Origin of the sequence: Nocardioides mangrovi, assembly GCF_020073815.1 — a bacterium.
Classification (GTDB): domain Bacteria; phylum Actinomycetota; class Actinomycetes; order Propionibacteriales; family Nocardioidaceae; genus Nocardioides; species Nocardioides mangrovi.
In genome coordinates this window covers 280,063-304,241 of record NZ_JAIQZJ010000006.1, presented here as the reverse complement: position 1 = coordinate 304,241, position 24,179 = coordinate 280,063, and the positions used below count along the sequence as shown (strand labels likewise).

Genomic DNA, 24,179 nt, shown 5'->3' with positions numbered 1-24,179 from the left:
GGTCCGGCTCGGCTACCCGCTCGGCTGAGCCGCGTCGAGCAGGCTCGACGCGGGCAGGTCAAACCATCGGAGGTGCTCGAAGTCGGCGCTGACGTTGCCGGGGTGGCCGGAGAGGTCCGGCCCCTCGGCCGCGGCCAGGATCGCGGCTCCGTCGCGGAGGTGCGCGACGAGGAGCTCCTCTCCCCCGGTCGCCGTGGTGCTGGGCATCGAGGCCCGGCCGCCGGCGTAGGAGATGTCACGCAGCGACAGCGGTGGCGTGACCACGCCGTCGCGGTGGCGCCACAGTCCGGACGCCGGCTCGAAGTGGTAGTCGCCGAGCAGCCGCCAGCCGTCGTGGGCGACCAGCCGGACCGCCTCGACGAGGTAGTCGACGACGGCGTCCGAGACGAAGTAGTTGAAGTTGATCCGCACCCAGCCCGGCTTGATGCCCTCGCAGCCGCCGGTGATCTCGCGCTCGAACTCGTGCGACCTCTCGAGGTCGATCCCGAGCAGGCGGTGGCCGTAGGGGCCGGCACACGAGCAGCCGCCGCGGGACTGGATGCCGAAGAGGTCGTTGAGCAGCGCGACGACGTAGTTGTGGTGCAGGTAGCGCCCCGACGGCGAGCGCAGGATGAAGGAGACGATCGACAGCCGGTCGGCGTCGAGGTTGCCGAGCAGCTCGATCGCCGGGTCGTCGCGCCAGGCCGTGACCGCGCGCCGGAGGTGCCGCTCCTCCTGCTCGCGGATGGTCGCGACCCCGACCGCCTCCTTGAGCTGGAAGACGAGGCCGGCACGGATCGACTCGATGATCGCGGGGGTGCCGCCCTCCTCGCGGTGGGTGACGTCGTCGAGGTAGCGGTGGTCGTCGTCGTTGACGTAGGCGACCGTGCCGCCGCCCGGCACGTCGGGCACCCGGTTGGCGAAGAGCGAGCGGCGGGCGACCAGCACCCCGGGCGTCGACGGGCCGCCGATGAACTTGTGCGGCGAGATGAAGACCGCGTCCTTGTAGGACAGCGGCCGGTCCGGCACCGCGCCCATCACGATGTCGACGTACGGCGCGGCCGCGGCGAAGTCCCAGAAGCTCAGCGCCCCGTGCTCGTGGAGCAGGGTGGCGATGCCGGCGGTGTCGGAGACGATGCCCGTGACGTTGGAGGCCGCCGAGAACGAGCCGATCTTCAGCGGCCGCTCGGCGTACTTCTCCAGCTGCACCCGCAGGTCGTCCTGGTCGACGCCGCCGTCGGCGTCCTGACGGATCGTCACGACGTCGGCGATCGACTCACGCCACGGGATCTCGTTGGAGTGGTGCTCGTAGGGACCGATGAAGACCACCGGGCGCTGGGCCGGTGGGATGTGCTCGGTGAGGGCGTGCGCATCGTCGAGCACCGACGGGACGCGCAGCCCCAGGACGCCGATCAGCTTGGCGATCGCGCCGGTGCAGCCCGACCCGGCGAAGAGCACGACGGTGTCGTCGTCGCCGCCGACGGCCTCGCGGATGATCGCGCGGGCCTCCTCGCGCAGCCGGGTGGTCTGCAGGCCGGTGCCGCTGGACTCGGTGTGCGTGTTGGCGTAGCCGGGCAGCACCTGGTCGCGGATGAAGTCCTCGAGGAAGGTCAGCGCCCGGCCCGACGCGGTGTAGTCGGCGTAGGTCACCCGGCGGGCGCCGTACGGCGTCTCCATCACGTGGTCCTCGCCGATCACGGACTCCCGGATCAGCGCGAGGAGCTGCTGCTTGCCGTCCGTCACGGGGCCACGATAGTGCGCGTGGCCCCGTGACGGGTCGGTGCGAGAGTCGGTCAGCCGACGTACATCAGACCGGCGGAGTAGCCCTTCACCACCGAGTCGACCGGGCCGATCACCTGCGTGACGTAGCGCTTGCCGCTCGCCGAGCGGCCGCGCACGGTCGTGGCCGAGGAGGAGTGGCCGCCGTGGTGCAGCTTCGGGCCCGAGCGGAGCAGGACGAGCATCTCGTCGGCGCGCACCTTGTCGGCCAGCGCCTCCTTGATCTTGTCGAGGTCCTTCGGGAGGCGACCGATCGAGACGTTGCTGCCGCCGACGACCTCGAAGAGGCCGAGCCGGCCCGAGAAGCGCTGCGGGATGGTGACCTCGAAGGGGAAGGTCGTCTGCTCGCCGCCCGCGGAGAGCGAGACCCGGGCGTCGTGCTTGCCCGTGCTGAGCATGCCCGGGTGACGCTGCGAGACCTTCGTCCACTCACCGTCCTGCTTGACCTCGATCGAGCCGACCCGCTTGGTCGAGACGTCGTCGGTGAGCTCGGAGGTCGTCGAGATGGTGTCGATCGAGATGCCCGGCACCTTGGCGAGCGAGTAGACGAAGTCGCCCACCCCGAAGCCGATCCGCCAGGTCAGGTCGCCGTTCGACGCGTAGAGGTCGGAGGAGCTCAGCTCGAACGGCGCACCGTCGGCGTCGGTGCCGGTGATCGTCCAGGCGAGGTCCTCGGTGCCCCTGACCGGTCCGTCGACGACCGCCTGGTGGTTGTAGATCAGCTCGTAGAAGATGCCCGACGCCAGCGCGTCAGCGCTGTCGAGCGCGACGTGGGTGACACCCGTGCGGGTGCGGTCGCCGTAGGTGAGCGTGGAGCTGACCGTGACGGTGTGCGGCAGGGTGCCGAGGGTGCCGGTGATCCCGGTGGTGCGGTCGTCGGTGATCGTGCCGACCGGCTCACCCAGGTTGGCGATCTTGAAGCTGGTGACCAGGTCGTCCTGGATGTAGATCGTGTCCGCGGGGTGCAGCGCCAGACTGGTCTCACCGCGGAGGTCCATCGGGTGGCCGAAGCCGACGACGCGGTCGCCGCACACCGAGGTCACGGTGCCGACCCCGGCCATGGTCACGTCGCCGTACATGTACGACGCGGCGAGGTTGCCGCCCGCCACGATGTCGGAGGCGCTCGTCGCGGCACGGCCGGCGCTGCCGACCGCGTAGGTGTCGCGCGCGAGCCAGCGGTGACCGGCGGCGTGCGACGTGACCGCGGCGAGGCGCCGCGCGCCGACGCCCGAGACGCCCATCCGCATCGGGAGCTGGCTGAAGCCCTCGCTGGCCTGGGCGGCCGTGACGGAGGTCCGCCGGGCGATCTGGCGGGCCGCGGTCCTGCCGACGGCGACCTTCGACGCGGCCGCGTCGGTGTCGGCGAGGTAGTCGTCCATCGACTCGTACGGCGTCACGCCGGCGACCGGCGAGTGGCCGTAGGCCAGGCCGTAGGAGACGGCGCCGATGAGGCGGCCGTCGGCGGCGTAGACCGGCGAGCCCGACATGCCCTCCCAGATGCCGGCCTCCGCGATCGCCGGCGAGCTCAGCCGGACCATGATCATGTCGACGTCGGGCGCGATCCCGTCGTCGAGGATGCCGAGGACCTCACCGGTGAAGCTCTCCGGCGTGGTGCCCTGGGTGACGGTCAGCCCGGTGACGGCGTCGCCGGCGGCGAGGTCGGCCTCCGGGAACGGCGTGGCGCAGTCGCCGGCCGGGTCGGCCGAGACGGCTGGGGTGGCGGTGCCGACCGCGGCGACGGCGGCGAGGCCGAGGCCGAGGACGGCGGTCAGTGAGGCGAGCGCGCGGGCGCGTGGCATGGAACGGGACATTCGGTTCTCCCCCGAGGTCGTGAGTGGTGCCCGGTATGACGCGCGAGCGAGGTCGCCGGTTGCGCCGCGCAGAGAGTATGGGAGCGCGCCCGCCGCCGTGGCATCCCCGCACTCACCGTTACCGAGTCGCGACATAGTGTTGCCGCGTGAGCAGCCCCCACCAGAGCCTCCAGCGCACCGAGGCGGTCGCCCGCCGCGCCCTCCTCGAGGTCCAGGAGTACGACGTCCGGCTCGACCTGGCCGCCGACGACCACACCTTCGGGTCGGTGACGACCATCCGCTTCCACAGCGCCGGTGGGCCGACCTGGGTGGACCTCAAGCCGATCAGCGTGCACGAGGTCCGGCTCAACGGCTCCGCGGTCGACGTCGACCTGCTCGACCGCGGGCGGCTCCCGATCCATACCGTGGCCGGCGACAACGAGCTCGTCGTCGACGCCGTGATGCCCTTCCGCAACGACGGCGAGGGCCTGCACCGCAGCCTCGATCCGGCCGACGGGCAGAGCTACGTCTACGGGATGATGTTCATGGACGCCGCCCCGTCGGTGTTCGCCTGCTTCGACCAGCCCGACCTCAAGGCGCCGTACACCCTCCACGTGCGCGCCCCCGAGAGCTGGACCGTCGTCGCCAACGCGCCGGGCAGCAGCCCCGAGCCCGGGCAGTGGGAGTTCGAGCGCAGCCAACCGCTGTCGACCTACTTCGTCACCCTGGTCGCGGGGCCCTACCACGTGATCAGCGAGGAGCACGACGGCATCCCGCTCGGCCTGCTGTCCCGCGCGAGCATCGCGGGCGCGCTCGACGCGGACGCCGACGAGCTCTTCACGATGACCAAGCAGTGCTTCGACGAGTTCCACCGGCTCTTCGGGATCCGCTACCCGTTCGGCAAGTACGACCAGGCGTTCGTGCCGGAGTTCAACGCCGGCGCGATGGAGAACCCCGGGTGCGTGACCTTCCGCGACCCGCTGGTCTTCACCAGCCGGGTGACCCGCGGCATGCGGATCCAGCGGGCGACGACGGTGGCGCACGAGATGGCGCACCAGTGGTTCGGCAACCTCGTCACGCCGCAGTGGTGGGACGACCTGTGGCTCAACGAGTCCTTCGCCGAGTACATGGGCAACCGGGTGACCGCCGACGTCACCGAGTACTCCGACGCGTGGGTCGAGAACGCCTACGCGCGCCGGCAGTGGGGCCTGGTCGCCGACATGGCCCCGACCACCCACCCGGTCGCCGGCAACGGCGCGGTCGACGCGAGCGCCGCGCTCCAGGACTTCGACGGCATCTCCTACGCCAAGGGCTCGAGCGTGCTGAAGCAGCTCAACGCCTCGCTCGGCGACGACGTCTTCCTCGCCGGCGTGGTCGACCACTTCACCCGGCACCGCTTCGGCAACGCCACCATGCACGACCTCTTCGGCTCGTGGGAGCGCGCCGGTGCGGCGGACCTCTCGTCCTTCACCGACAACTGGCTGCGCACCGCCGGCGCCGACACGCTCGTGCTCGACCGCGAGGCCGGCGTCGTCCGTCGTACGCCGCCCGCGGCGCACCCCGCCGACCGCTCCCACACCTTCCGGGTCTCGGTCGCCACCGACGGCGCGTGGGACACCCGCTCGATCACCGTGACCGGACCGGAGACGCCGTTCGAGGTCGACGGCGATGCGGTCGTGCTCGACCCCTACGAGGACACCTGGGCGCTCGTGCGTCCCGACGCCGAGACGGTCACCCAGCTGAAGACGCTGCTGCCCGACGTGAAGGACGAGGCGCTGCGCGCCGGCATCTGGAACAACGTCCGCAGCGCCTTCCACGACGTCGCGATCGCCCCGGCCGACGTGGTCGACCTGGTCGTCGCGAGCCCGCCGGTCGAGTCGACCGAGGACACCAACCGCCGGCTCGGCGCCTGGCTGCTGCGCGACGTGGTCCCGCTCGCGCCGGCCGGCTCGCTGGAGCGGATCCACGTCGCGGCACTGACGAAGATGGCGGCGCTGCCGGCCGGCTCGGAGTTCCAGCTGTCCGGCTTCCGGATGGCGATCGCGACGGCCACCGACCCCGCCGAGCTGCGTGGTTGGCTGGCCGCCACGCCGGACGGCATCGACCTGGACCTCGACCTGCGCTGGCGGATCCTGGTGCGGCTCGCCGGCCTCGGCGCGACGGACTCGCAGGAGCTGCTGGCGGCGCTGGACGCCGAGCCGACCGCCGTGTCCCGGGTGCAGCACATGCGCGCACTGGTGGCGCTGCCGACCGAGGAGGCGAAGGCGCACGCCTGGTCGGTCTTCACCGGCGACCTCGACGTCCCCAACTACGAGCTCGAGGCCGCCGGCGTCGGCATGTGGCGGGGCGGCCAGGAGGAGCTGACCGAGCCCTACGTGGCCCGCTACTTCGACGAGCTGCCCGCGACCGTCGCGGTCCGCAGCGGCTGGGTGCTCGCCGACGCGACGACGTTCTTCTTCCCGCTCACCTCGCTCTCCGAGGACACGCTCGCCCGCGCCCGCGGGCTGGCCGCCGACGAGTCGCTCGACCCCGCCGTACGTCGGCGGCTGGCCGACGAGGCCGACGAGCTGTCCCGCCGGCTGGCGATCCGCGCGACCTACCCGCTGTCATGACGCTCGAGCGTGCGCGCCGTCCCGGGCCCACGGTCCGGACCCGCGTGCACGAGCTCACCGGCGACGGCGAGCGTCATCACGAGGACCGGCTCGCGACCGAGGAACCGCTGGAGATCCGGCTCGCGTGGCCGGGCGCGCCCGCGCGCCGGGTGTGGGTGACGATGCGGACGCCGGGCCACGACTTCGAGCTCGCGGCCGGGTGGCTGGTGCACGAGGGGCTCGCCACGCCCGACCGGATCGCGGGCGTCGCCTACTGCACGGACGCGGACCTCACCCCGCTGCAGGAGTTCAACGTCGTCACGGTGACCCTGGCCGCTCCCCCGGCGCGCGACCCGGGACACCGGCACACGGGCCTCTCGGCGGGCTCGTCGGCGTGCGGGGTCTGCGGCAAGGACAGCGTCGACGCGGCCCTGGAGACGCCGACCGCCGTCGAGACCTGGTCCGGGCCCTTGCCCTCCCCCGAGGTGGTGCGCTCGCTGCCGGACCTGCTCCGCGAGCAGCAGTCGGTCTTCGCCCGCACCGGCGGCGTCCACGCGGCCGGCCTCGCCACCGCGGACGGCGAGCTGCTGGTGGTCCGCGAGGACGTCGGCCGGCACAACGCCGTCGACAAGGTCACCGGCGCCCGGGTCCTCACCGGCTCCTCCCCCGCCGACGCCTGCCTGGTGGTCAGCGGCCGCGCCGGCTTCGAGCTCGTCCAGAAGGCCGTCGCCGTCGGCACCGGCTCCCTCGTCGCCGTCGGCGCCCCCACGTCGCTGTCCGTGCAGCTGGCCGAACGCGCCGGCCTGGCGCTCTACGGCTTCGTCCGCGGCGACCGCTGCGTGCGCTACTGCTGACCGTCGGCTTATTGACGGACCCGGTCTGTCCGGTGTTCGCCCGGGGGTGGCGAGGGCCTCCCAGCGCACGCCGGCGCCCAGCAGGACCAGGCCGGCCGTGCCGAGGACGAGCCAGCGCGGGACGGCGTCGTGGTACGGCGCCAGCTCGACGACGGCCAGCGCCGCACCGGTGACCGCACCGGCGGCCAGCGGCGCGCGCAGCCGCCACCCGGCACCCCACGTGATCGCCACGGCGCAGCCGGCAGCGAGGAGCAGTGCCCTCGGGCTGACCGGATGGCCGGCCGCGAGCACCAGGGTCGGGACGAAGGCCGCCCCGAGGCCGGGGAGCAACGTCGCCATCGAGCCGGTCTCCGGGTCGCGCCACAGGGTCCAGGCACCGAACGCCAGGAGCACCCCGGCCAGCGGCAGCGAGTAGGCCTCGGCCGTCGCCACGTCGGTCTCGACCAGCCGCAGCCAGAGCGCACCGAGCTGGAGACCCGCTGCGAGCCAGGCCGCCTCGCGGCGGCGCTCGAGGATCGCGACCGCGGCGGTCGCGCCGCCGGTGATCACCAAAGTGGCCACCATCCGGTCGACGCTGGCATCGGCGTCGCCCGAGGAGCTGACCAGGCCGGCGAGGAGCGCCGTCGGCAGTGCCACGGCGTAGCCGCAGAGCCGCACGGGTGCGTCCGCCGTACGCCGCAGCCGCCCGACCACCCCGACGGCCAGGCCGTGCGCGCAGACGACGGCGACGGCCGCGAAGGCGACCCGGTCCGGTGCCCAGTCCGCCAGCCACCCCAGGGCGGCCATCGCGGCCGCGACCAGCACCGGGCCCGCGGCCGCCAGCACCCGCGAGCCCCGGAGAGCGCCTACGGTCGCGACCACGACGTACGCCGCGACGACCGCGAACGCCGGCGCCGGGTGGTAGGTCGCGAGCCAGCCGCCGAGCAGGGCCCAGCCCGACGCGGCGAGCAGATCGACCTCGGCGCCCCACCAGGTGCCGCCACGACGGACCGCGACGAGGTGCAGCGTCGCCAGGCCGACGCACAGGACGACGGCGAGCAGCAGCGACGGGAGGTAGCAGAGGAGGGTCAGCCCGGCGACCGGCAGCGCCGCCAGGACCGTCGTCCACGGCCGGGGAGTCCGCGGCCACAGGCCGGCGACCGCCAGGCCGACGCAGCCGGCCGCGACCGGGATCGTCCAGCCGGAACCGACCACGAAGCCGTCGAGCTCGGGGTCCGCGGTCGCGAGCACACCCGTCGGGAAGAGCCGCTGGTTCGAGAGCTCCTGCATCAGGGCCGAGGCGAGACCGACGACCGTGAGGAAGGGCGGGAGCACCCCGACGGCGGCGTACCCGACCGCCGAGACGCCGAGCGCCTGCCGCGCCCACCGCCACGGGCTGGCCGCGGCCAGGATCGTGCAGGCGACGGTGCCACCCGTCGTGACGAGCACCAGCCCGTCCGGGGAGCTCACGAGCGCCGGGGCGGCCGCGAGCCCGACCAGGCCGCAGCTGACGACGAGGGCGACCTGGCGGACAGCGATCGGCAGGGGCACGGCGACGAGGAGGGCGGTCAGGAGGGCGGCGCCGAGGTACGGCGCGACGACGGCCCACGGCACTGGGAGGGTCCCGTCGTCGAGGTGCTGCCCCAGCTGCGCGGTGCCGTCGAGCAGCAGCGAGACCCAGGCGACCGACGCGGCGCCGGCGAGCCCGCCGGCCAGCCCCGGCTGGCTGACCCGCACCAGCGCGGCCAGGCCGAGCAGCGCGACGACCTCGACCACCGCCGTGGTGGTCAGGTGGCCGTCGAACCGGCCCAGGGCCGCCAGGGTGGCCGTCACCGCGCCGGCGGCGGCGAGCACCTGCGGTGCGACGAGCCGGCCGGTCGCCGTGGTGGAGAGGAGCTGGTTCCCCGCGGCCAGGGCGGTCGCGACCGCGAGTGACCCGACGAGGGTCGCGGTGAGCAGGTCGGGGCTGCCGAACCAGCCGGCGTTGACGGCGCCGGCGACGTCGAGTGCCAGGAAGGCGCCGGTCACGACGGCCAGTGCCTCGGCGGCGCCGCGCAGCCCGCGACGGGCGGTGAGCCCGGTGACCGCAGCGGCCAGGGCGGTGAGGACGACGAGGACGGCGGTGCGTCCGCCGACGCCCAGCAGCGCCCAGGTCACGGCGAGGAAGACGACGGCGCCGACGAGGAGGCAGAGGGCGCCGAGCGCGAGCAGCACCCCGGGCACCGTCCAGGCGACGCCGGGAGCGGGGGACGCCGCCGGCGTACGCCGGGCGGTCGGAGGCAGCGACGGGGGTGACGGAGGCGTCGAGGTGACGGGGTACGGCGGCGCCCACTCGCGGGCCGGGGCGAGCTCCTGGCGCCGCAGCTGGGCCAGCAGACGATCGGCACCCTGGAGGGTGGCGAAAAGGTCGGCGGCGGCCTGGCCCAGGAGCGGGAGTCCGCAGGAGCCGCACCGGGTGCGGTCGTCGTCGGGCAGCCGGTGCCGGCAGTCGGGGCAACGGTCCGGGTCGGCGAATCGGGGGCTCGGGAGCTCGGTCGCGGCAGGCATGCCGCGAGTCTCGGCGCGCGGCGCGCCTGCCCACATGCGTACGCGTACTCAAACCCGGATCCGCCGGTCCCGGCGTGGGGTGCCGGGCAGTGTCGGCGCCGCCTCCTAGCGTTGCGGTGTGCGCATCCTCCACACCTCCGACTGGCACCTCGGGCGGTCCTTCCACCGCGAGGGCATGCTGGGGCACCAGGCTGCGTACGTCGACCACCTCCTCGAGGTCGTCGAGCGGGAGCGGGTGGACCTCGTCGTGGTCGCGGGCGACGTCTACGACCGCGCGCTGCCGCAGGTCGACGCGGTGCGGCTCGCCGACGAGACCCTCGCCCGGCTGGCCGCGAGCCGCGCCCGGGTCGTCATCACCTCGGGCAACCACGACTCGGCCCAGCGGCTCGGCTTCAGCTCCCGCCTGATCGACGCGGCCGGCGTCTTCATCCGCACCGACGCGGCCGGCGTCGGGACCCCTGTCGTGCTCCCCGACGAGCACGGCGACGTGGCCGTCTACGGACTGCCCTACCTCGACCCCGACGCGGTCCGCGAGCCCTGGCGGCTGCCCGCCCGGTCCCACGAGGCCGCGCTGGACGAAGCCATGCGCCGGGTGCGCGCCGACCACGCCACTCGGGCCCGTGGCACCCGGTCGGTGGTGCTCGCCCACGCCTTCGTCGCCGGCGCGCAGCCCAGCGAGTCCGAGCGCGACATCAGCGTCGGTGGCGTCTCGCTGGTCCCGACCTCCACCTTCAGCGGCGTCGACTACACCGCCCTCGGCCACCTCCACGGGCGGCACACCCTCACCGAGTCGGTGCGCTACTCCGGCTCCCCCATCGCCTACTCCTTCTCCGAGGTCGACCAGGTCAAGGGCTCCTGGCTGGTCGAGCTCGGCGCCGACGGCCTGAGCGCCGCCGAGTTCGTCGAGGCCCCGGTCCCACGCCGGCTCGCCCGACTCCGCGGCACCGTCGACGAGCTGCTCGCCGACCCGACGCTCCGACGTCACGAGGCTGCCTGGGTCCAGGCCACGCTCACCGACCCGGTGCGTCCGCTGCAGGCGATGGAGCGGCTGCGGGCCCGCTTCCCGCACACGCTGGTCATCGCGTTCGAGCCGGCCGGCGCCTCGGCCCACGCCGTGCCCGCCGCGCGCCCGCAGGGTCGCTCCGACCACGCCATCGCGCTCGACTTCGTGGCCGAGCTGCGCGGTGCGCCCGCGAGCGACGCCGAGGCTGCCCTCCTCCAGGCGGCCACGGAGGCCTGCTGCGAGGACCCTGAGGCGGACGTGCTCGTCTCGGCGGCCGGCACGGACGGGCTGTGGTGAGCCGATGAGGCTGCACCGCCTCCGGGCGACCGCGTTCGGGCCCTTCGCCGGCACCATCGACGTCGACTTCGACCAGCTCTCGACCGCCGGGCTGTTCCTGCTGTCCGGGCCCACCGGGGCGGGCAAGACCAGCGTGCTCGACGCCGTCTGCTTCGCGCTCTACGGCGACGTCCCCGGCGACCGCAACGCCGCCAAGCGGCTGCGCTCCGACCTCGCCGCCCCCGGGGTCCGCCCCGAGGTCGAGCTCGAGGCGACCCTCTCGGGCCGGCGCTTCCGGATCGTCCGCACGCCGGCGTGGGAGCGGCCCAAGAAGCGCGGCGAGGGCACCACCACCGAGCAGGCGTCGGTGACCATCGCCGAGCGGGTCAACCGCGAGTGGGTGACGCTGTCGACGCGGCTCGACGAGACGGGCCACCTCGTGTCCCGGCTGCTCGGCATGAACGTCGCCCAGTTCACCCAGGTCGCGATGCTCCCCCAGGGTCGCTTCCAGGCGTTCCTGCGCGCGCGCTCGGAGGAGCGTCACCGGCTGCTCCAGCAGCTCTTCCGCACCGGCCGGTTCGAGGACGTCGAGAAGTGGCTGCGCGACCGGCGCCTCGACCTCCGGCGCCGCGCCGAGGACGCCCGCGAGACCGTCGCCGACCTCGTCAGCCGGGTCAGCGAGACCACCGGCGCCACCGCGCCCGACGCCCCCGATGGGCCGGCACCCGATGCCTGGGCCCGCGAGCTGCTCGACACCGCGACCGCTCGACGTGCCGACGTCGCCACGGTCGCCGCCGCTGCCGCCGATCTCGAGACCACGGCCCGGACCGAGCTCGACCGGGCCCGGGCGCTCCAGGACCGCCGCGCCCGGGTCGACGCTGCCGCCGCCGAGCGGGAGCGACTCGCCGCGGCCGAGGACGACCACGCGGAGGGCCTCCGTCGCCTCGACGCCGCTCGCCGGGCGGCCGGCGTGGTGCCGCTCCACCGGGTCGCCGTCACAGCGAGCCGGGCCCACAGCGCGGCCGAGGGCGCGGCGGAGGGGCTCGTCCGCGAGTCGCTCGAGCGCGCGGTGGCCGCGTCGGTCGACGCCGCCGCCCGCATCCGCGCGCTGGAGCCACGGGCCCGACGCCTGACGGCCGTCGCCGCGGAGACCGAGCGGCTCGAGGCCCGCTCCCTCGAGCTGACCGACGCCGCAGCCCGCGCCCAGCTCGCGGCGCGGGAGCTGGTGGTCGACCTGACCGCCCGGCTCGCCACCGCCGAGGAGGCGCACGCCGTCGCCCGCCGGCAGACGCTCGACCTGCGCGAGCGCGCCATCGGCCTGCGCGAGCAGCGGGTCAACGGCATGGCCGCCGAGATCGCCTCCGCCCTGGTCGTCGGCGGGTCCTGTCCCGTCTGCGGCTCCTGCGACCACCCCCACAAGGCCGTGGCGCCGCACGACGCCCCCGACGAGGCGGCCGAGAAGACCGCCCAGAAGGCCGCCGACGACGCCGCCGCGACCGAGTTCGCCCGCGACGGCCAGGTCCGCGAGCTGCGCACCGCACTGGCCACCGCGGTCGAGCGCGTCGACACCGTGCCGCCCGAGATCGCCACCGAGACGGGCGCCGTCGCGGCCCGGCTCGACGCGCTCGGCCTCGAGGCCGCGGCGTTGCGCGAGGAGCTGGCGGACTACGACGAGCAGCGGCTCGAGGAGATCCAGGAGGCCGAGCGCACGGCTCGGGGCGGGATCGCCGCCCTCGACCGGCTCGCGGCCACCGAGGCGGCCCTCGCCGACGCCGAGCAGGCGCTCACCCTGGCCACCCTCGAGGCGGGGCTCGACGACGTCCAGACCGCGCTGTCGGCCGCCCTCGACCAGCGTGCCTACGACGCCCTCGCCCAGCGCGCCGCCGAGCACGACCGCCGGCTGGCCGCCGTCGCCGCCGTCCTCGCCGAGCCGGGCGCCGACGAGGCCGCGGCGGCCGAGCGGCCGGACCTCCCTGCCCTGACCGCGGCCCACCAGCAGGCGCTCCACGACCTCGGCCGGGCGCGCGCGGACGAGTCGACCTGGACCGTGCGCGCCGACCGGATGACCCGCCTGGTCGGCGACCTCGACACGGCCGTCGCCGCCTGGCGCCCGCTGCGCGACGAGCTCGACGTGCTCACCCGGCTCTCGTCCTTCGTGGAGGGCAAGTCGGCCGACAACCGCCTGCAGATGCGCCTCTCGGCCTACGTCCTCGCCTACCGGCTCGCCCAGGTCGTCGCGGCCGCCAACGAGCGCCTCGACCGGATGAGCGACCGCCGCTACACCCTCGAGCACACCGGCCGCCGGGGTGCCGGCGAGACCCGTGGCGGGCTCAGCCTCGTGGTCCGCGACGACTGGTCCGGCGAGGCCCGCGACCCGGCGACCCTGTCGGGCGGCGAGACCTTCGTGGTCTCCCTCGCGCTCGCGCTCGGCCTCGCCGACGTCGTCACCCAGGAGGCCGGCGGCGCCGACCTCGACACGCTCTTCGTCGACGAGGGCTTCGGGGCGCTCGACGCCGACACCCTCGACGACGTGATGGACACCCTCGACTCGCTGCGCGACGGCGGTCGCGTGGTCGGGGTGGTCAGCCACGTTGCCGAGATGCGCGACCGGATCCCCACCCAGCTGCTGGTCGCCAAGTCGCGGACCGGGTCGACCGTGACCATCGACCGCTGACGCCCACCGGCGGTAGCGTCAGCGCATGGCCTTCGACGTGGCCGCCGACGCTTACGACCGGTTCATGGGCCGCTACTCCACCCTGCTGGCGCCCGAGCTCCTCGCCGCCGTGGGACCCGAGCCCGGTGACCGCGCGCTCGACGTCGGCTGCGGACCCGGTGTCCTCACCCGCCACCTGGTCGAGCTCCTCGGCGCCGACCACGTCGCCGCCGCGGACCCGTCGCCACCCTTCGTCGCCGCCGCCCGCGAGCGACTCCCCGGCGTCGACGTCCGTCAGGCGCCGGCGGAGCAGCTGCCGTTCGACGACGACTCCTTCGACGTCGTCCTCGCCCAGCTCGTCGTCCCGTTCATGTCCGACGCCGTCGCCGGGCTCCGCGAGATGGCCCGGGTCGCCCGGCCCGGCGCTCCGGTCGCCGCCACCGCCTGGGACCACGCCTCCGGCGGATCGGGACCGCTGTCCCCCTTCTGGCGGGTGGTCACCGAGTTCGATCCCGGTGCGTACGACGAGTCCGGACTGGCCGGGCAGCGCAGCGGCGACCTCGTCGCCATCTTCCGCGAGGCGGGGCTGGCCGACGTCCGGCAGCTGGCGCTCACGGTCCACCTGCCGCACGCGACCTTCGAGGAGTGGTGGGAGCCCTACACCTGGGGGGTCGGCCCTGCCGGCGACTACGTCGCGTCGCTCGACGACGCCGGCCGAGAGCGCCTGGCGGCCACCGCGCGCCGGCTGCTCGGGGACGGCCCGATCACGATCAGCGGCACCGCGTGGTGCGCGGTCGGACGCGCCTGAGCGACGACCTAGAGCTGGGTCGAGCCGTGCTCGGCGTCGTACGTGTCGCCGGTCAGCTTGGTCTTGGCGAAGCTGATCAGCGACGCGACCGTGCCCCCGGGCGTGTCCCAGTACTCGCCGGACTGCAGGTCCACGCGGATCAGGGTCGCGTTCGGGTCCTCGGGTCCTCCCGGGAGCCACGCCTCGGCGAAGGTCGTCCACAGCTCCTTCAGCTTCGCCTCGTCATCCACCACGCTCGCGCGGCCGTACGCCGCCGCCCACTTGTCGCGCGCGGAGAAGGTGAGGGTCACGGTGGGATCCGCGCCGATCGCGCGGACGTGCGCCGTGTCGCGCGCGGTGATGAACCACAGCTCGGCGGACGGATCGACCTCCTGGCGCGCCATCGGCACGCTGCGCGCCCCATCGGGCCCGTACGTCGTCATCATCGCGATCGGGATCTCACCGATCACCTCGAGCAGCTTGTGGTCGGTCGCGTCGTCGGCGGTCATGACGACGCCGTACCCGGAGCGCCGCGGGCTAATCGGGCTGATCCCCGGCGGGGACGTTCGGTAGGTTCGACCACATGGGCGCTCGCGTGCTGGATCCGTCGTTCACCGCACTTCCCCACCGCCACCTCGGCGACGTCGCGCTCGCGCGGGCGCAGGAGCTCGGCGCGACGCACGCCGACTTCCGCTTCGAGCGGGTGCGCTACCAGGAGCTCGCCGTCCGTGACGGCGTCCTGCAGGGGGCGTCGGACACCGAGGACCTCGGCTTCGCGGTCCGGGTGCTGCACGGCGGCGCATGGGGCTTCGCCGCCGGCGTCGTCCTGACCCCCGACGAGGCGGCCCGGGTCGCCGAGACCGCCGTCGCGGTCGCCCGGGTGGCCGCCGAGATGACCACCGCGCCGGTCGAGCTGGCACCGGAGCCCGTGCACGCCGACGCCGAGTGGATCTCGTCGTACGAGATCGACCCCCTGTCGGTGCCCACCGCCGAGAAGGCCGCGCTGCTCATCGACTGGACCAACCGGCTGTGCGAGGGCGCGGCCGTCGACCACGCGTCGGCGTTCCTGCTCCAGGTCTTCGAGAACAAGTACTACGCCGATCTCACCGGCACCCGCACCACCCAGCAGCGGGTCCGGCTCCAGCCGGGGTTCGAGGCGATGGGCGCGGGCGCCGACACCTTCGACTCGATGGCCAGCATCGCTCCGCCGGTCGGCCGCGGCTGGGAGTACCTCACCGGCGGCGAGCACAGCTGGGACTGGGACGGCGAGATCGAGCAGGTCCCCGAGCTGCTCGCGGAGAAGCTCAAGGCGCCGGGCGTCGAGGCCGGCACCCACGACCTCGTCATCCATCCCTCCAACCTCTGGCTCACCATCCACGAGTCGATCGGGCACGCCACCGAGCTCGATCGTGCACTGGGCTACGAGGCCAACTACGCTGGCACGTCCTTCGCGACGCCGGACCTGATCGGCAACCTGCAGTACGGCTCCCCGGTCATGAACGTCACCGGCGACCGCACCGTCGAGCACGGCCTCGCGACGATCGGGTACGACGACGAGGGCGTCGAGTGCCAGCAGTGGGACCTGGTCCGCGACGGCACGTTCGTCGGCTACCAGCTCGACCGGGCGATGGGCCTCATGCACCCCGACCTCAATCCTGGACCTGATGGGACAGGCCGGTCCAACGGCTGCGCCTACGCCGACTCCCCCGGCCACATCCCCATCCAACGGATGGCCAACGTCTCGCTCCAGCCGGCTGCCGACGGCCCGTCGACCGAGGAGCTGATCGGCCGGGTCGAGCGCGGCCTCTACGTCGTGGGCGACAAGTCGTGGTCGATCGACATGCAGCGATTCAACTTCCAGTTCACCGGGCAGCGCTTCTACAAGATCGTCGACGGCGAGCTGGCCGGCCAGGTCCGCGACGCGGCGTACCAGGCGACGACGACGGACTTCTGGCGCTCGATGGAGGCGGTGGGCGGCCCCGACACGTGGGTGCTCGGCGGCGCGTTCAACTGCGGCAAGGCCCAGCCCGGGCAGGTCGCGGCCGTCAGCCACGGCTGCCCGACCGCGCTCTTCCGCGGCGTGCGGATCCTCAACACCACCGACGAGGCGGCCCACTGATGACCACCACGACCCCGGCCACGCCGCAGGCGTTCGTCGAGCACGCCCTGGCGACCAGCCGCGCCGACGACTGCATCGTCCTGGTCCGCGACCACACCAGCGCCAACCTCCGTTGGGCCAACAACACCTTGACCACCAACGGCGTGATGGCCGGCGTCGACGTCACGGTCGTCTCGTTCGTCGGCTCCGGCGACAAGGTCGCGACCGGGTCGATGACCGGATCGGTCACCACCCTCGACGGGCTGAGCGCGCTGGTCGAGGCGGCCGACGCCGCCGCCCGCGACGCCGACCCGGCCGAGGACGCCAACCCGCTGGCCCGCGACGCCGTCTCCCCCGACTGGGACGAGCCGCCGGTCCCGACCGACGTCCACGTGTACGACGCAGTCGCACCCGCGCTCGGCGAGGCGTTCGGTCGCGCCCGCGGGGCCGGCCGGGTGCTCTACGGCTTCGTCAACCACGAGATGACCACGACCTACCTCGGCTCCTCGACCGGCGTCCGGCTGCGGCACGTGCAGCCGACCGGCCACGTCGGGGTCACCGGCAAGTCCGCCGACCTGACCCGCAGCGCCTGGGTGGGTGCCGCGACCCGCGACTTCTCCGACGTCGACCCGCTGGCCCTCGACGACGAGCTCGCCCGTCGGCTGGCGTGGGCCGAGCGCCGCATCGACCTGCCCGCCGGGCGCTACGACACGATCCTGCCGCCGATCGCGATGGCCGACCTGATGATCGACGCCTACTGGTACGCCGGCGCGCGCACCGCCCACGAGGGGCAGTCGGTCTACAGCCAGCGCGGCGGCGGCACCCGCATCGGCCAGCGGATCGCGCGGCCGAGCGTGCGGCTCTACTCCGACCCGGCGTACCCCGGCCTGGAGTGCTCGCCCTTCGAGGTCGCGACCCGCTCGGGCAACGAGTCGTCGGTCTTCGACAACGGACTGCCGCTGACCAGCACCGACTGGATCCGTGGCGGCGAGCTGACGTCGCTGCTGCAGACCCGCCACTCCGCAGCGATGACCGGCCAGCCGGTCACTCCCGCGATCGACAACCTCGTGCTCGACGTCGACGGCGCGACCGGCGGCGTCGACGACCTCGTCGCCCGCACCGAGCGCGGGCTGCTGGTCACCTGCCTCTGGTACATCCGCGAGGTCGACCCGCAGACCCTCCTGCTCACCGGGCTCACCCGCGACGGCGTCTACCTCGTCGAGGGCGGCGAGATCACGGGCGCGGTCAACAACTACCGCTTCAACGAGAGCCCGATCGACATCCTCAACCGGTTCACGGACGCCTCGGCGACCGGGCCGGCGTTCAGCCGCGAGTGGGGCGACGACTACTTCTCCCGTACCGCGATGCCCGCGCTCCTGGTGCCCGACTTCAACATGTCGAGCGTGTCCCAGGCCCAGTAGTCCGACTCGAGGCGGGCCGCGCGCGCCTCCTCGCGCGCCAGGAGCACGCCGTAGGTGAAGCTCGGCTCGCCAGCACGTTCCGCCGCGAGGGCGAGCGCACGGAGCTCGGTGATGGTGACCGCGGCGTCCTGGAGGTCGCCGAGGTGCGAGGCGATCCGCTGGGCGTCGTCGGCCAGCCGGTGCGCAGCCCTCCCGGCGACGGGCTCCACCGCCTCCGCCGCGTAACGGAGCCGCTTCGCGGCCTTGCGCACGTCGTGCAGCTCGTGCGGGCCCGACCCCTCACGGGACGCGACGCGCTGCCGCTTGCGGAAGCGGCGGACCTCCTGGCGCAGGAGGCCGGGGACCACGTCGCGGGCCGGCGCGTCGGCGGCCTCGGTCCAGGGCGGGTCCGCGGCCAGCCGCTCGAGGCGCCCACGCAGGGACAGGTAGCGCTCGGAGGTGAGCACGGAGCGCAGCTCGTCCTTGCCGCGGTCGGCGTAGGTCGTCCGGAGCCGCTCGAGGACCGGGCCGTGCAGCCGGTCCTCGGGCTCCTGGGCGACCAGCGCGCGTAGCCGCTCGTGCACGACCGCCCCGTCGCGGGCGGAGCCCAGCGCCCCGGCGAGCCAGTGCAGCTCGACCCGCACCGGTTCGGTGGCCGCGTGCTCGAGCACCGGACCGAAGGTTCCGAGCAGCGCACGCAGTCGGCGGGACGCGACTCGCACCTGGTGCACCGCCTCGTCCCGCGCGAGCCGGGCGCCGACGTCCTCGCGGGCCAGCGCGTCGACCTGCTCGGCGAGCCGCCGGTGGACGAGCCGTGCGACCGGCCGGTCACGCTTCGGCTTGCGCAGCCTGGGCGGGACCGGCACCGCACTGCCGAGGGCGCGCTCGATCTTGCGGGTCACGGCCGCGCGCCGAACGCCCCGGTCGGCGAGCTCGGCCGCGACTGCGGCGAGCAGGTCGGCGTCACCGAGGACGAGCTCGACCTCCCACTCCCGCCAGGCCTCGCGGTCGGCGCGGACCCGGTCGTCGGCCAGCTCGGCGAGCACGTCGCCCTCGGGCCCGAGCAGGTGCAGGCGCCGGCGCTCGGTGGTGATCGTCGCGACCGGCCCCAGCGCGGCGCCCCGCGTCCAGCCGAGCGCGAGGTCGCTCAGCGACCGCGGCGGGGTCGACGCGTCGTCGAGGGGACGGGCGTACTCGTCGCGCCCGGTCCCGGCCGGGACCTTGAGGTGCCAGCCCTCGTCCTCGCCGCCGGTGCGGCGACGCAGGCTCACCCCGGCGCGCTCCAACCGCAGGTCCGGGGTGTCGTGGTAGACGGCCTCGAGGAGGACGGTGCCCGCGTCGCGGACCTCGTCCACCCCGTCGACGACGGTCAGGTCCGGGACCGTGGCGTCCTCCCCGGGCGCGAAGGTCGTCTCGATCTCGTGGTGCGGCCTCACGAGACCTGTCTAGCGGACGAACGTGAACGTTCCCGCAGATCCAATGCAACCGGACCGGACCGCCGTGCGTATCCCCCGCGTTCGATCCCTCCACCAGACAAGGAATGCACGTCATGCGGAACCAGCTCATCACTGGCGTCCTGGCCGTCGTCGCGACCTCGAGCCTCATCGGGCTGGGGAGCACGGCGCGGGCCGCCACCACGGACCACACCAGCACCGACTCGACCACGACCCATGAGAAGGGCGTCGCCATCAGCTGCGGCGGCGAGTGGCGCGGCAAGCACGTCTACGCCGAGGTCTACGAGAACTCGCTGCACGGCAACCACGTCCAGGTCGTCATCGACGACGGCGCGTACGCCGCCGAGCGCTGGCAGGACGCCTCGATCGTCACCCACGACCAGGTCCGCACCCGGGTCCGTCTCGACGGGTCGCGCGCGGTCGTGAAGGGCCTGGCCCGGCTCGACGGGACCAGGAAGCACGTCCACGAGGTCCTCGAGGACGCCGGCCAGACCATCGAGTCCACCGGCACCCAGCGCGGCCTCGACACGAACGTCGCCTTCCACTGGAAGGACCGCGCGGTGAAGCTCGACTGCTCGGAGTCCTTCCGCTACCGGCTCACCGTGACGCGGACGCCGGTGGAGTGAGACGCCGCGCCGGCGGGCGACTTCTCAGGGGATCCCGTCACTTCTCAGGCGTTGCAACGGCCGAGAAGTGCGGGATTCACCGGTGCACCGGTGAATCCCGCAGTCACCCATCAGGCCGGGTGACCTCCGGGGATCGGCGCCTCGGGGTCGTAGGGCTCGCGCGTGTAGATGAACGTCGCGATGTCGAGCCAGGCGACCGAGCCGTCCTCGCGGCGTACGGCGTGGAGCTCCTCACCGGCGTGGTAACCGGTGGTCCCGACGACGCGGCCGTCGCGCACGGCGAACCGGTAGGCCTCGACGCCGTTGCGGGACCCGACGAGGTCGGTGCCCGCCATCGCGAAGACCACCGGGGTGTTGCCCCAGTGCCACAGACCGGGGACGCCAGCGAGCTCCGCCGGCACGCCGGATGACGGCACCCAGGGCGCCGCGATCGTCGGCTCCGATCGCTCGAGCTCGTCGAGGAGCTCGATGACGATCCGGGCCGGCGAGTAGCCGGTGGTCGCGTTGGCGAGCACCACGCCGCCGGTGCGCCGCTTGATGTCGACCAGCACGGTCGCCAGGAAGCCGGGCATCGAGCCGGTGTGGCCGGCCAGGGTGCCGGAGCCGCCGGCCATGACCTGGAAGCCGAGCCCGTGGGCTCCGCCCAGCCCGTCCTCTGGGCTGCCGGCCTGCGGCGCGAACGCCTGGGCCAGCTCGTCGGCGGACAGCACGTCGGGGTGGCCCTGGCCGAGGAAGACCGCGTAGCGCGCGAGGTCCTCGATGGTCGCCCAGACCTGGCCGGCCGGCGCCATCGCGCCGGTGTCGGTCGCGGGCTCGGCGACGAGCGTGCCGTCGTACGGGTGCACCGACTGGCCCTGCGCGGCCGCGCCGTCGGGGAGGTAGGACGTGCGGGCCATGCCAAGCGGGGTCAGCACCCGCTCGCGGACCGCCTCCCACCACGTCGTTCCGAGGAGCCGCGCGACCAGCTCACCCAGCAGCGCGTAGCCCAGGTTGGAGTAGTGGAAGCGCTCGCCGGGCCGGAAGACGGCCCGGCTGCCGTCGTTGGCGGCGACCAGCTCGTCGAAGGACAGGCCGGCCGACCGCTCCCACCACGACCCGACCGGCTCCGACTGCATGCCGGAGCCGTGGGACAGCAGCTGGCGCAGCGTGCGGTCGGCGTAGCCGACCTCGCCCAGCGCGACCGACGCCGGGTCGTCGAGGGCGATCCGGCCGTCGCGTACCAGCTGGAGCACGACGACGGCGGTCATCGTCTTGGTGATCGACCCGATGCGGTACTGCACGTCGTGCGGGTCGTGGCCGGGCACCGCCGGTCCGCCGTACGAGCCGAGCCACACGGGCTCGCCGTCGCGCACCAGCCCGGCCGTGACCGACGGGAGGCGGCCGGTCGACTGGGCGTGGGCGAGCCGCGCCTGGAGGCGCCGGGCGGTGCTGTCGGAGACAGGGATGGCGTCGTTCACTCGGCGAATGCTTCCAGAGGCGGGCACGCGCAGACGAGGTTGCGGTCGCCGTACGCCTGGTCGATGCGGGCGACCGGCGGCCAGTACTTGTCAGCCACGCCATTCGGTCCTGTCATGCCGGTCGGGAAGACGGCCTCCTCGCGGGTGTAGGCCCGCTTCCACTTGCCGACCAGCGCGCGGGAGGTGTGCGGGGCGCCGCGCAGCGGGGACTCCTCCGGGGTCCACTCCCCCGCCGCGACCCGGTCGATCTCGCCCTTGATCGCGATCATGGCGTCGATGAACCGGTCGATCTCGGCGAGGTCCTCAGACTCGGTCGGCTCGACCATCAGCGTGCCGGCGACCGGGAAGGACATGGTCGGCGCGTGGAAGCCGTAGTCGATGAGCCGCTTGGCGACGTCGTCGACGCTGACGCCGGTGTCCTTGGTGATGCCGCGCAGGTCGAGGATGCACTCGTGGGCGACCAGCCCACCGTGCCCGCGGTAGAGCACCGGGTAGTGCTCGCCGAGCCGGGCGGCGACGTAGTTGGCCGACAGCACGGCCGCCGCCGTCGCGCGGGTCAGGCCCTCCGCGCCCATCAGCCGGATGTAGGCCCACGAGATCGGCAGGATGCCCGCCGAGCCGTACGGCGCGGCGCTGATCGGGCCGATCCCCTCACGCTTGTCGGTGTCGGGGTGCATCGCGTGGGACGGCAGGTACGGCGCGAGGTGGGCGCGCACCGCGACCGGGCCGACGCCGGGACCACCGCCGCCGTGCGGGATGCAGAAGGTCTTGTGCAGGTTGAGGTGCGAGACGTCGCCGCCGAACTCGCCGGGCTTGGCGTAGCCGAGCAGCGCGTTGAGGTTGGCGCCGTCGACGTACACCTGGCCGCCGTGGCCGTGGACGACCTCGCAGAGCTCGGTGATGGTGTCCTCGTAGGCGCCGTGCGTCGACGGGTAGGTCACCATGATCGCCGCGAGGTCCTCGGAGTGGGCGTCGCACTGGGCGCGCAGGTCGTCGAGGTCGACCTCGCCGCTCGGGCCGGACTTCACCACGACCACGCGCATGCCGGCCATCACCGCGGACGCCGCGTTGGTGCCGTGGGCCGAGGACGGGATGAGGCAGACGTCGCGCTCGCCCTGGCCGTTGGCCCGGTGGTAGCCACGGATCGCCAGCAGACCCGCGAGCTCGCCCTGCGAGCCGGCGTTGGGCTGGATCGAGACCCGGTCGTAGCCGGTCACCTCGGCCAGCCAGCCCTCGAGCTCGCCGACCAGCTCGCGGTAGCCGCTCGCCTCCTCGGCGGGCGCGAAGGGGTGCAGGTCGGCGAAGCCCGGCAGCGAGACCGGCTCCATCTCGGTGGTCGCGTTGAGCTTCATCGTGCAGGAGCCGAGCGGGATCATGCCGCGGTCGAGGGCGTAGTCGCGCGCCGAGAGCTGGCGCAGGTAGCGCAGCATCTGGGTCTCGCTGCGATGGGCGTGGAAGACCTCGTGGGTGAGGTAGGGCGTGGTGCGCGCCAGCGCGGCCGGGAGCGCGTCGACCGGCTCGACCGCTGCCGGCGTGACGCCGAACGCGGTGTGGATCGCGCGGAGCGTGCTCGCCGTGCTGGCCTCGGAGAAGGACAGCCCGACCGTGTCGGCATCGACCAGCCGCAGCTGGAGGCCCTGGTCGCGGGCGGCCTTCACGATGTCGGCCGCGCGGCCCGGCGTGTGGACGGTGAAGGTGTCGAAGAAGGCGGTCGTCGGCACGTCGTACCCGGCAGCGCGGAGCGAGGCCGCGGCCCGGGCGGCGAGCCCGTGGGCGCTCCGCGCGATGCCGCGCAGGCCCTCGGGGCCGTGGTAGACGGCGTACATCGAGGCCACCACGGCCAGCAGCACCTGGGCGGTGCAGATGTTGGACGTCGCCTTGTCACGGCGGATGTGCTGCTCGCGGGTCTGCAGGGCGAGCCGGTAGGCCGGGCGGCCCTCCGCGTCGACCGAGACGCCCACCAGGCGGCCCGGGAGGTGGCGCTCGAGGCCGGCAGCGACGCTCATGAAGCCGGCGTGCGGGCCGCCGTAGAAGAGCGGGACGCCGAAGCGCTGGCTGGAGCCGACGACCACGTCGGCGCCCAGGGCACCGGGCGCCTCGAGCAGGGTGAGAGCGAGCAGGTCGGCGGCGACCACGGCGAGCGCGTCACGCTCGTGCGCCTGCTCGATGACCCGGCGGGGGTCGGTCACCTGACCGGACGCCCCCGGGTACTGCACCACGACGCCGCACAGCGGCCCCTCGGGCAGCCCGTCGGTCAGGTCGGCGACGACGACGTCGATGCCCATCCCCTCGGCGCGGGTGCGGACGACGTCGATGGTCTGCGGCAGCGCGTCGGCGTCGACCACGAAGGGGCCGGTGGCCTTTCGGTTGGCGCGGCGTACGAGCGTCATCGCCTCGGCCACGGCCGTGCCCTCGTCGAGCAGCGACGCGTTGGCGGTCGGCAGGCCGGTGAGGTCGCCGACCATGGTCTGGAAGTTGAGCAGCGCCTCGAGACGGCCCTGGGAGATCTCGGGCTGGTACGGCGTGTAGGCGGTGTACCAGCTCGGGTCCTCGAGCACGTTGCGGCGGATCACGGCCGGGGTGAGGGTCGCGTGGTAGCCGAGGCCGATCATCGCCTCGCCGGGACGGTTGGCCCGGGCCAGCCGGCGCAGCTCGCGGGCCGTCGCCTCCTCGGTCAGCGGCGTGGGCAGGTCGAGCTGCTCCATCGCGCGGATCGCGCCGGGCACGGCGGCGTCCATCAGCGCGTCGAGGGTGTCGAAGCCGAGCCGCTCCAGCATCGTGGCGATGTCGGCCTCGCGCAGACCGATGTGGCGGTCGACGAAGGGCAGGGCGTGGTCGAGCTCGGGAAGGGCGTGGCCGTCAGCCATCTGGGGGGCTCCTCGAATCAGGTCGTCCGGGTGCCTCCC

The 24,179-nt window shown here is 74.0% G+C and carries 14 protein-coding genes and 1 pseudogene; 8 read left to right on the top strand and 7 right to left on the bottom strand.

All coding sequences use genetic code 11. The annotated features are described in order from the left end of the window. Window positions 1-12: 12 nt before the first annotated feature. Both K8U61_RS12330 and K8U61_RS12325 read right to left on the bottom strand, forming a co-directional pair. Window positions 13-1,722: an aminotransferase class V-fold PLP-dependent enzyme gene (locus K8U61_RS12330; RefSeq protein ID WP_224123321.1), complete on the bottom strand. Its 1,710-nt coding sequence runs from the start codon at window positions 1,720-1,722 to the stop codon at window positions 13-15. 50 nt (window positions 1,723-1,772) lie between these two features. After that, on the bottom strand, window positions 1,773-3,557 hold the full coding sequence (locus tag K8U61_RS12325) for a hypothetical protein (protein WP_224123320.1): 1,785 nt from the start codon (window positions 3,555-3,557) through the stop codon (window positions 1,773-1,775). A 158-nt stretch (window positions 3,558-3,715) separates the two neighbouring features. Here K8U61_RS12325 and pepN point away from each other — a divergent pair, with 158 nt between their 5' ends. Both pepN and K8U61_RS12315 read left to right on the top strand, forming a co-directional pair. Further along, window positions 3,716-6,160, top strand: a complete 2,445-nt coding sequence (pepN, locus tag K8U61_RS12320; RefSeq protein WP_224123319.1) for an aminopeptidase N — start codon at window positions 3,716-3,718, stop codon at window positions 6,158-6,160. Further along, window positions 6,157-6,993 (top strand): formate dehydrogenase accessory sulfurtransferase FdhD, encoded by an 837-nt coding sequence (locus K8U61_RS12315; RefSeq protein ID WP_224123365.1) that lies wholly within the window; start codon window positions 6,157-6,159, stop codon window positions 6,991-6,993. The genes pepN and K8U61_RS12315 overlap by 4 nt, the downstream gene beginning before the upstream one ends. Window positions 6,994-7,059: 66 nt before the next feature. Here the strand turns inward: K8U61_RS12315 and K8U61_RS25630 are convergent. After that, window positions 7,060-7,557 (bottom strand): annotated as a pseudogene (locus tag K8U61_RS25630) (SCO7613 C-terminal domain-containing membrane protein); the annotation flags it as partial. Between the two features lie 2,080 nt (window positions 7,558-9,637). Here K8U61_RS25630 and K8U61_RS25485 point away from each other — a divergent pair. Genes K8U61_RS25485 through K8U61_RS12300 form a run of 3 tightly spaced genes read left to right on the top strand, consistent with a single transcriptional unit; the run spans window position 9,638 to window position 14,259 of the window. Next, window positions 9,638-10,819, top strand: a complete 1,182-nt coding sequence (locus tag K8U61_RS25485; RefSeq protein ID WP_224123318.1) for an exonuclease SbcCD subunit D — start codon at window positions 9,638-9,640, stop codon at window positions 10,817-10,819. Between the two features lie 4 nt (window positions 10,820-10,823). Beyond that, window positions 10,824-13,472: an AAA family ATPase gene (locus K8U61_RS12305; RefSeq protein ID WP_224123317.1), complete on the top strand. Its 2,649-nt coding sequence runs from the start codon at window positions 10,824-10,826 to the stop codon at window positions 13,470-13,472. Between the two features lie 25 nt (window positions 13,473-13,497). Continuing rightward, window positions 13,498-14,259: a class I SAM-dependent methyltransferase gene (locus tag K8U61_RS12300; RefSeq protein ID WP_224123316.1), complete on the top strand. Its 762-nt coding sequence runs from the start codon at window positions 13,498-13,500 to the stop codon at window positions 14,257-14,259. An 8-nt stretch (window positions 14,260-14,267) separates the two neighbouring features. Here K8U61_RS12300 and K8U61_RS12295 read toward each other — a convergent pair whose 3' ends face one another. Beyond that, the gene (locus K8U61_RS12295) at window positions 14,268-14,747 is read right to left on the bottom strand and encodes a pyridoxamine 5'-phosphate oxidase family protein (RefSeq protein ID WP_224123315.1); all 480 of its coding nucleotides are present in this window, start codon (window positions 14,745-14,747) and stop codon (window positions 14,268-14,270) included. Window positions 14,748-14,821: 74 nt separating this feature from the next. Between K8U61_RS12295 and K8U61_RS12290 the strand changes: the two genes are divergently transcribed. Beyond that, window positions 14,822-16,357, top strand: coding sequence for a TldD/PmbA family protein (locus tag K8U61_RS12290; RefSeq protein ID WP_224123314.1), 1,536 nt, complete (start codon window positions 14,822-14,824; stop codon window positions 16,355-16,357). After that, window positions 16,357-17,757, top strand: a complete 1,401-nt coding sequence (locus K8U61_RS12285) for a metallopeptidase TldD-related protein (protein ID WP_224123313.1) — start codon at window positions 16,357-16,359, stop codon at window positions 17,755-17,757. The genes K8U61_RS12290 and K8U61_RS12285 overlap by 1 nt, the downstream gene beginning before the upstream one ends. Here K8U61_RS12285 and K8U61_RS25480 read toward each other — a convergent pair. After that, a complete protein-coding gene (locus K8U61_RS25480) occupies window positions 17,682-19,172 on the bottom strand; it encodes a CYTH and CHAD domain-containing protein (RefSeq protein ID WP_224123312.1) in 1,491 nt (496 codons plus the stop codon). The two genes, K8U61_RS12285 and K8U61_RS25480, sit on opposite strands and share 76 nt — an antisense overlap. 113 nt (window positions 19,173-19,285) lie before the next feature. Here K8U61_RS25480 and K8U61_RS12275 point away from each other — a divergent pair, with 113 nt between their 5' ends. After that, a complete protein-coding gene (locus K8U61_RS12275) occupies window positions 19,286-19,816 on the top strand; it encodes a hypothetical protein (RefSeq protein ID WP_224123311.1) in 531 nt (176 codons plus the stop codon). A gap of 110 nt (window positions 19,817-19,926) precedes the next feature. Here K8U61_RS12275 and K8U61_RS12270 read toward each other — a convergent pair whose 3' ends face one another. Next, entirely contained in the window at window positions 19,927-21,273 is a 1,347-nt protein-coding gene (locus K8U61_RS12270) for a serine hydrolase domain-containing protein (RefSeq protein ID WP_224123310.1), read from the bottom strand. Continuing rightward, window positions 21,270-24,140, bottom strand: coding sequence for an aminomethyl-transferring glycine dehydrogenase (gene gcvP / locus K8U61_RS12265; protein WP_224123309.1), 2,871 nt, complete (start codon window positions 24,138-24,140; stop codon window positions 21,270-21,272). Before gcvP ends, K8U61_RS12270 begins: the two co-directional genes overlap by 4 nt. Between the last annotated feature and the right edge of the window lie 39 nt (window positions 24,141-24,179).

Coding starts and splice junctions, on each gene's coding strand:
- K8U61_RS12325 (WP_224123320.1), bottom strand. CDS start 3,557: ATGCCACGCGCCCGCGCGCTCGCCTCACTGACCGCCGTCCTCGGCCTC.
- K8U61_RS12315 (WP_224123365.1), top strand. CDS start 6,157: ATGACGCTCGAGCGTGCGCGCCGTCCCGGGCCCACGGTCCGGACCCGC.
- K8U61_RS12305 (WP_224123317.1), top strand. CDS start 10,824: ATGAGGCTGCACCGCCTCCGGGCGACCGCGTTCGGGCCCTTCGCCGGC.
- K8U61_RS12300 (WP_224123316.1), top strand. CDS start 13,498: ATGGCCTTCGACGTGGCCGCCGACGCTTACGACCGGTTCATGGGCCGC.
- K8U61_RS12295 (WP_224123315.1), bottom strand. CDS start 14,747: ATGACCGCCGACGACGCGACCGACCACAAGCTGCTCGAGGTGATCGGT.
- K8U61_RS12290 (WP_224123314.1), top strand. CDS start 14,822: ATGGGCGCTCGCGTGCTGGATCCGTCGTTCACCGCACTTCCCCACCGC.
- K8U61_RS12285 (WP_224123313.1), top strand. CDS start 16,357: ATGACCACCACGACCCCGGCCACGCCGCAGGCGTTCGTCGAGCACGCC.
- K8U61_RS12275 (WP_224123311.1), top strand. CDS start 19,286: ATGCGGAACCAGCTCATCACTGGCGTCCTGGCCGTCGTCGCGACCTCG.
- gcvP (WP_224123309.1), bottom strand. CDS start 24,140: ATGGCTGACGGCCACGCCCTTCCCGAGCTCGACCACGCCCTGCCCTTC.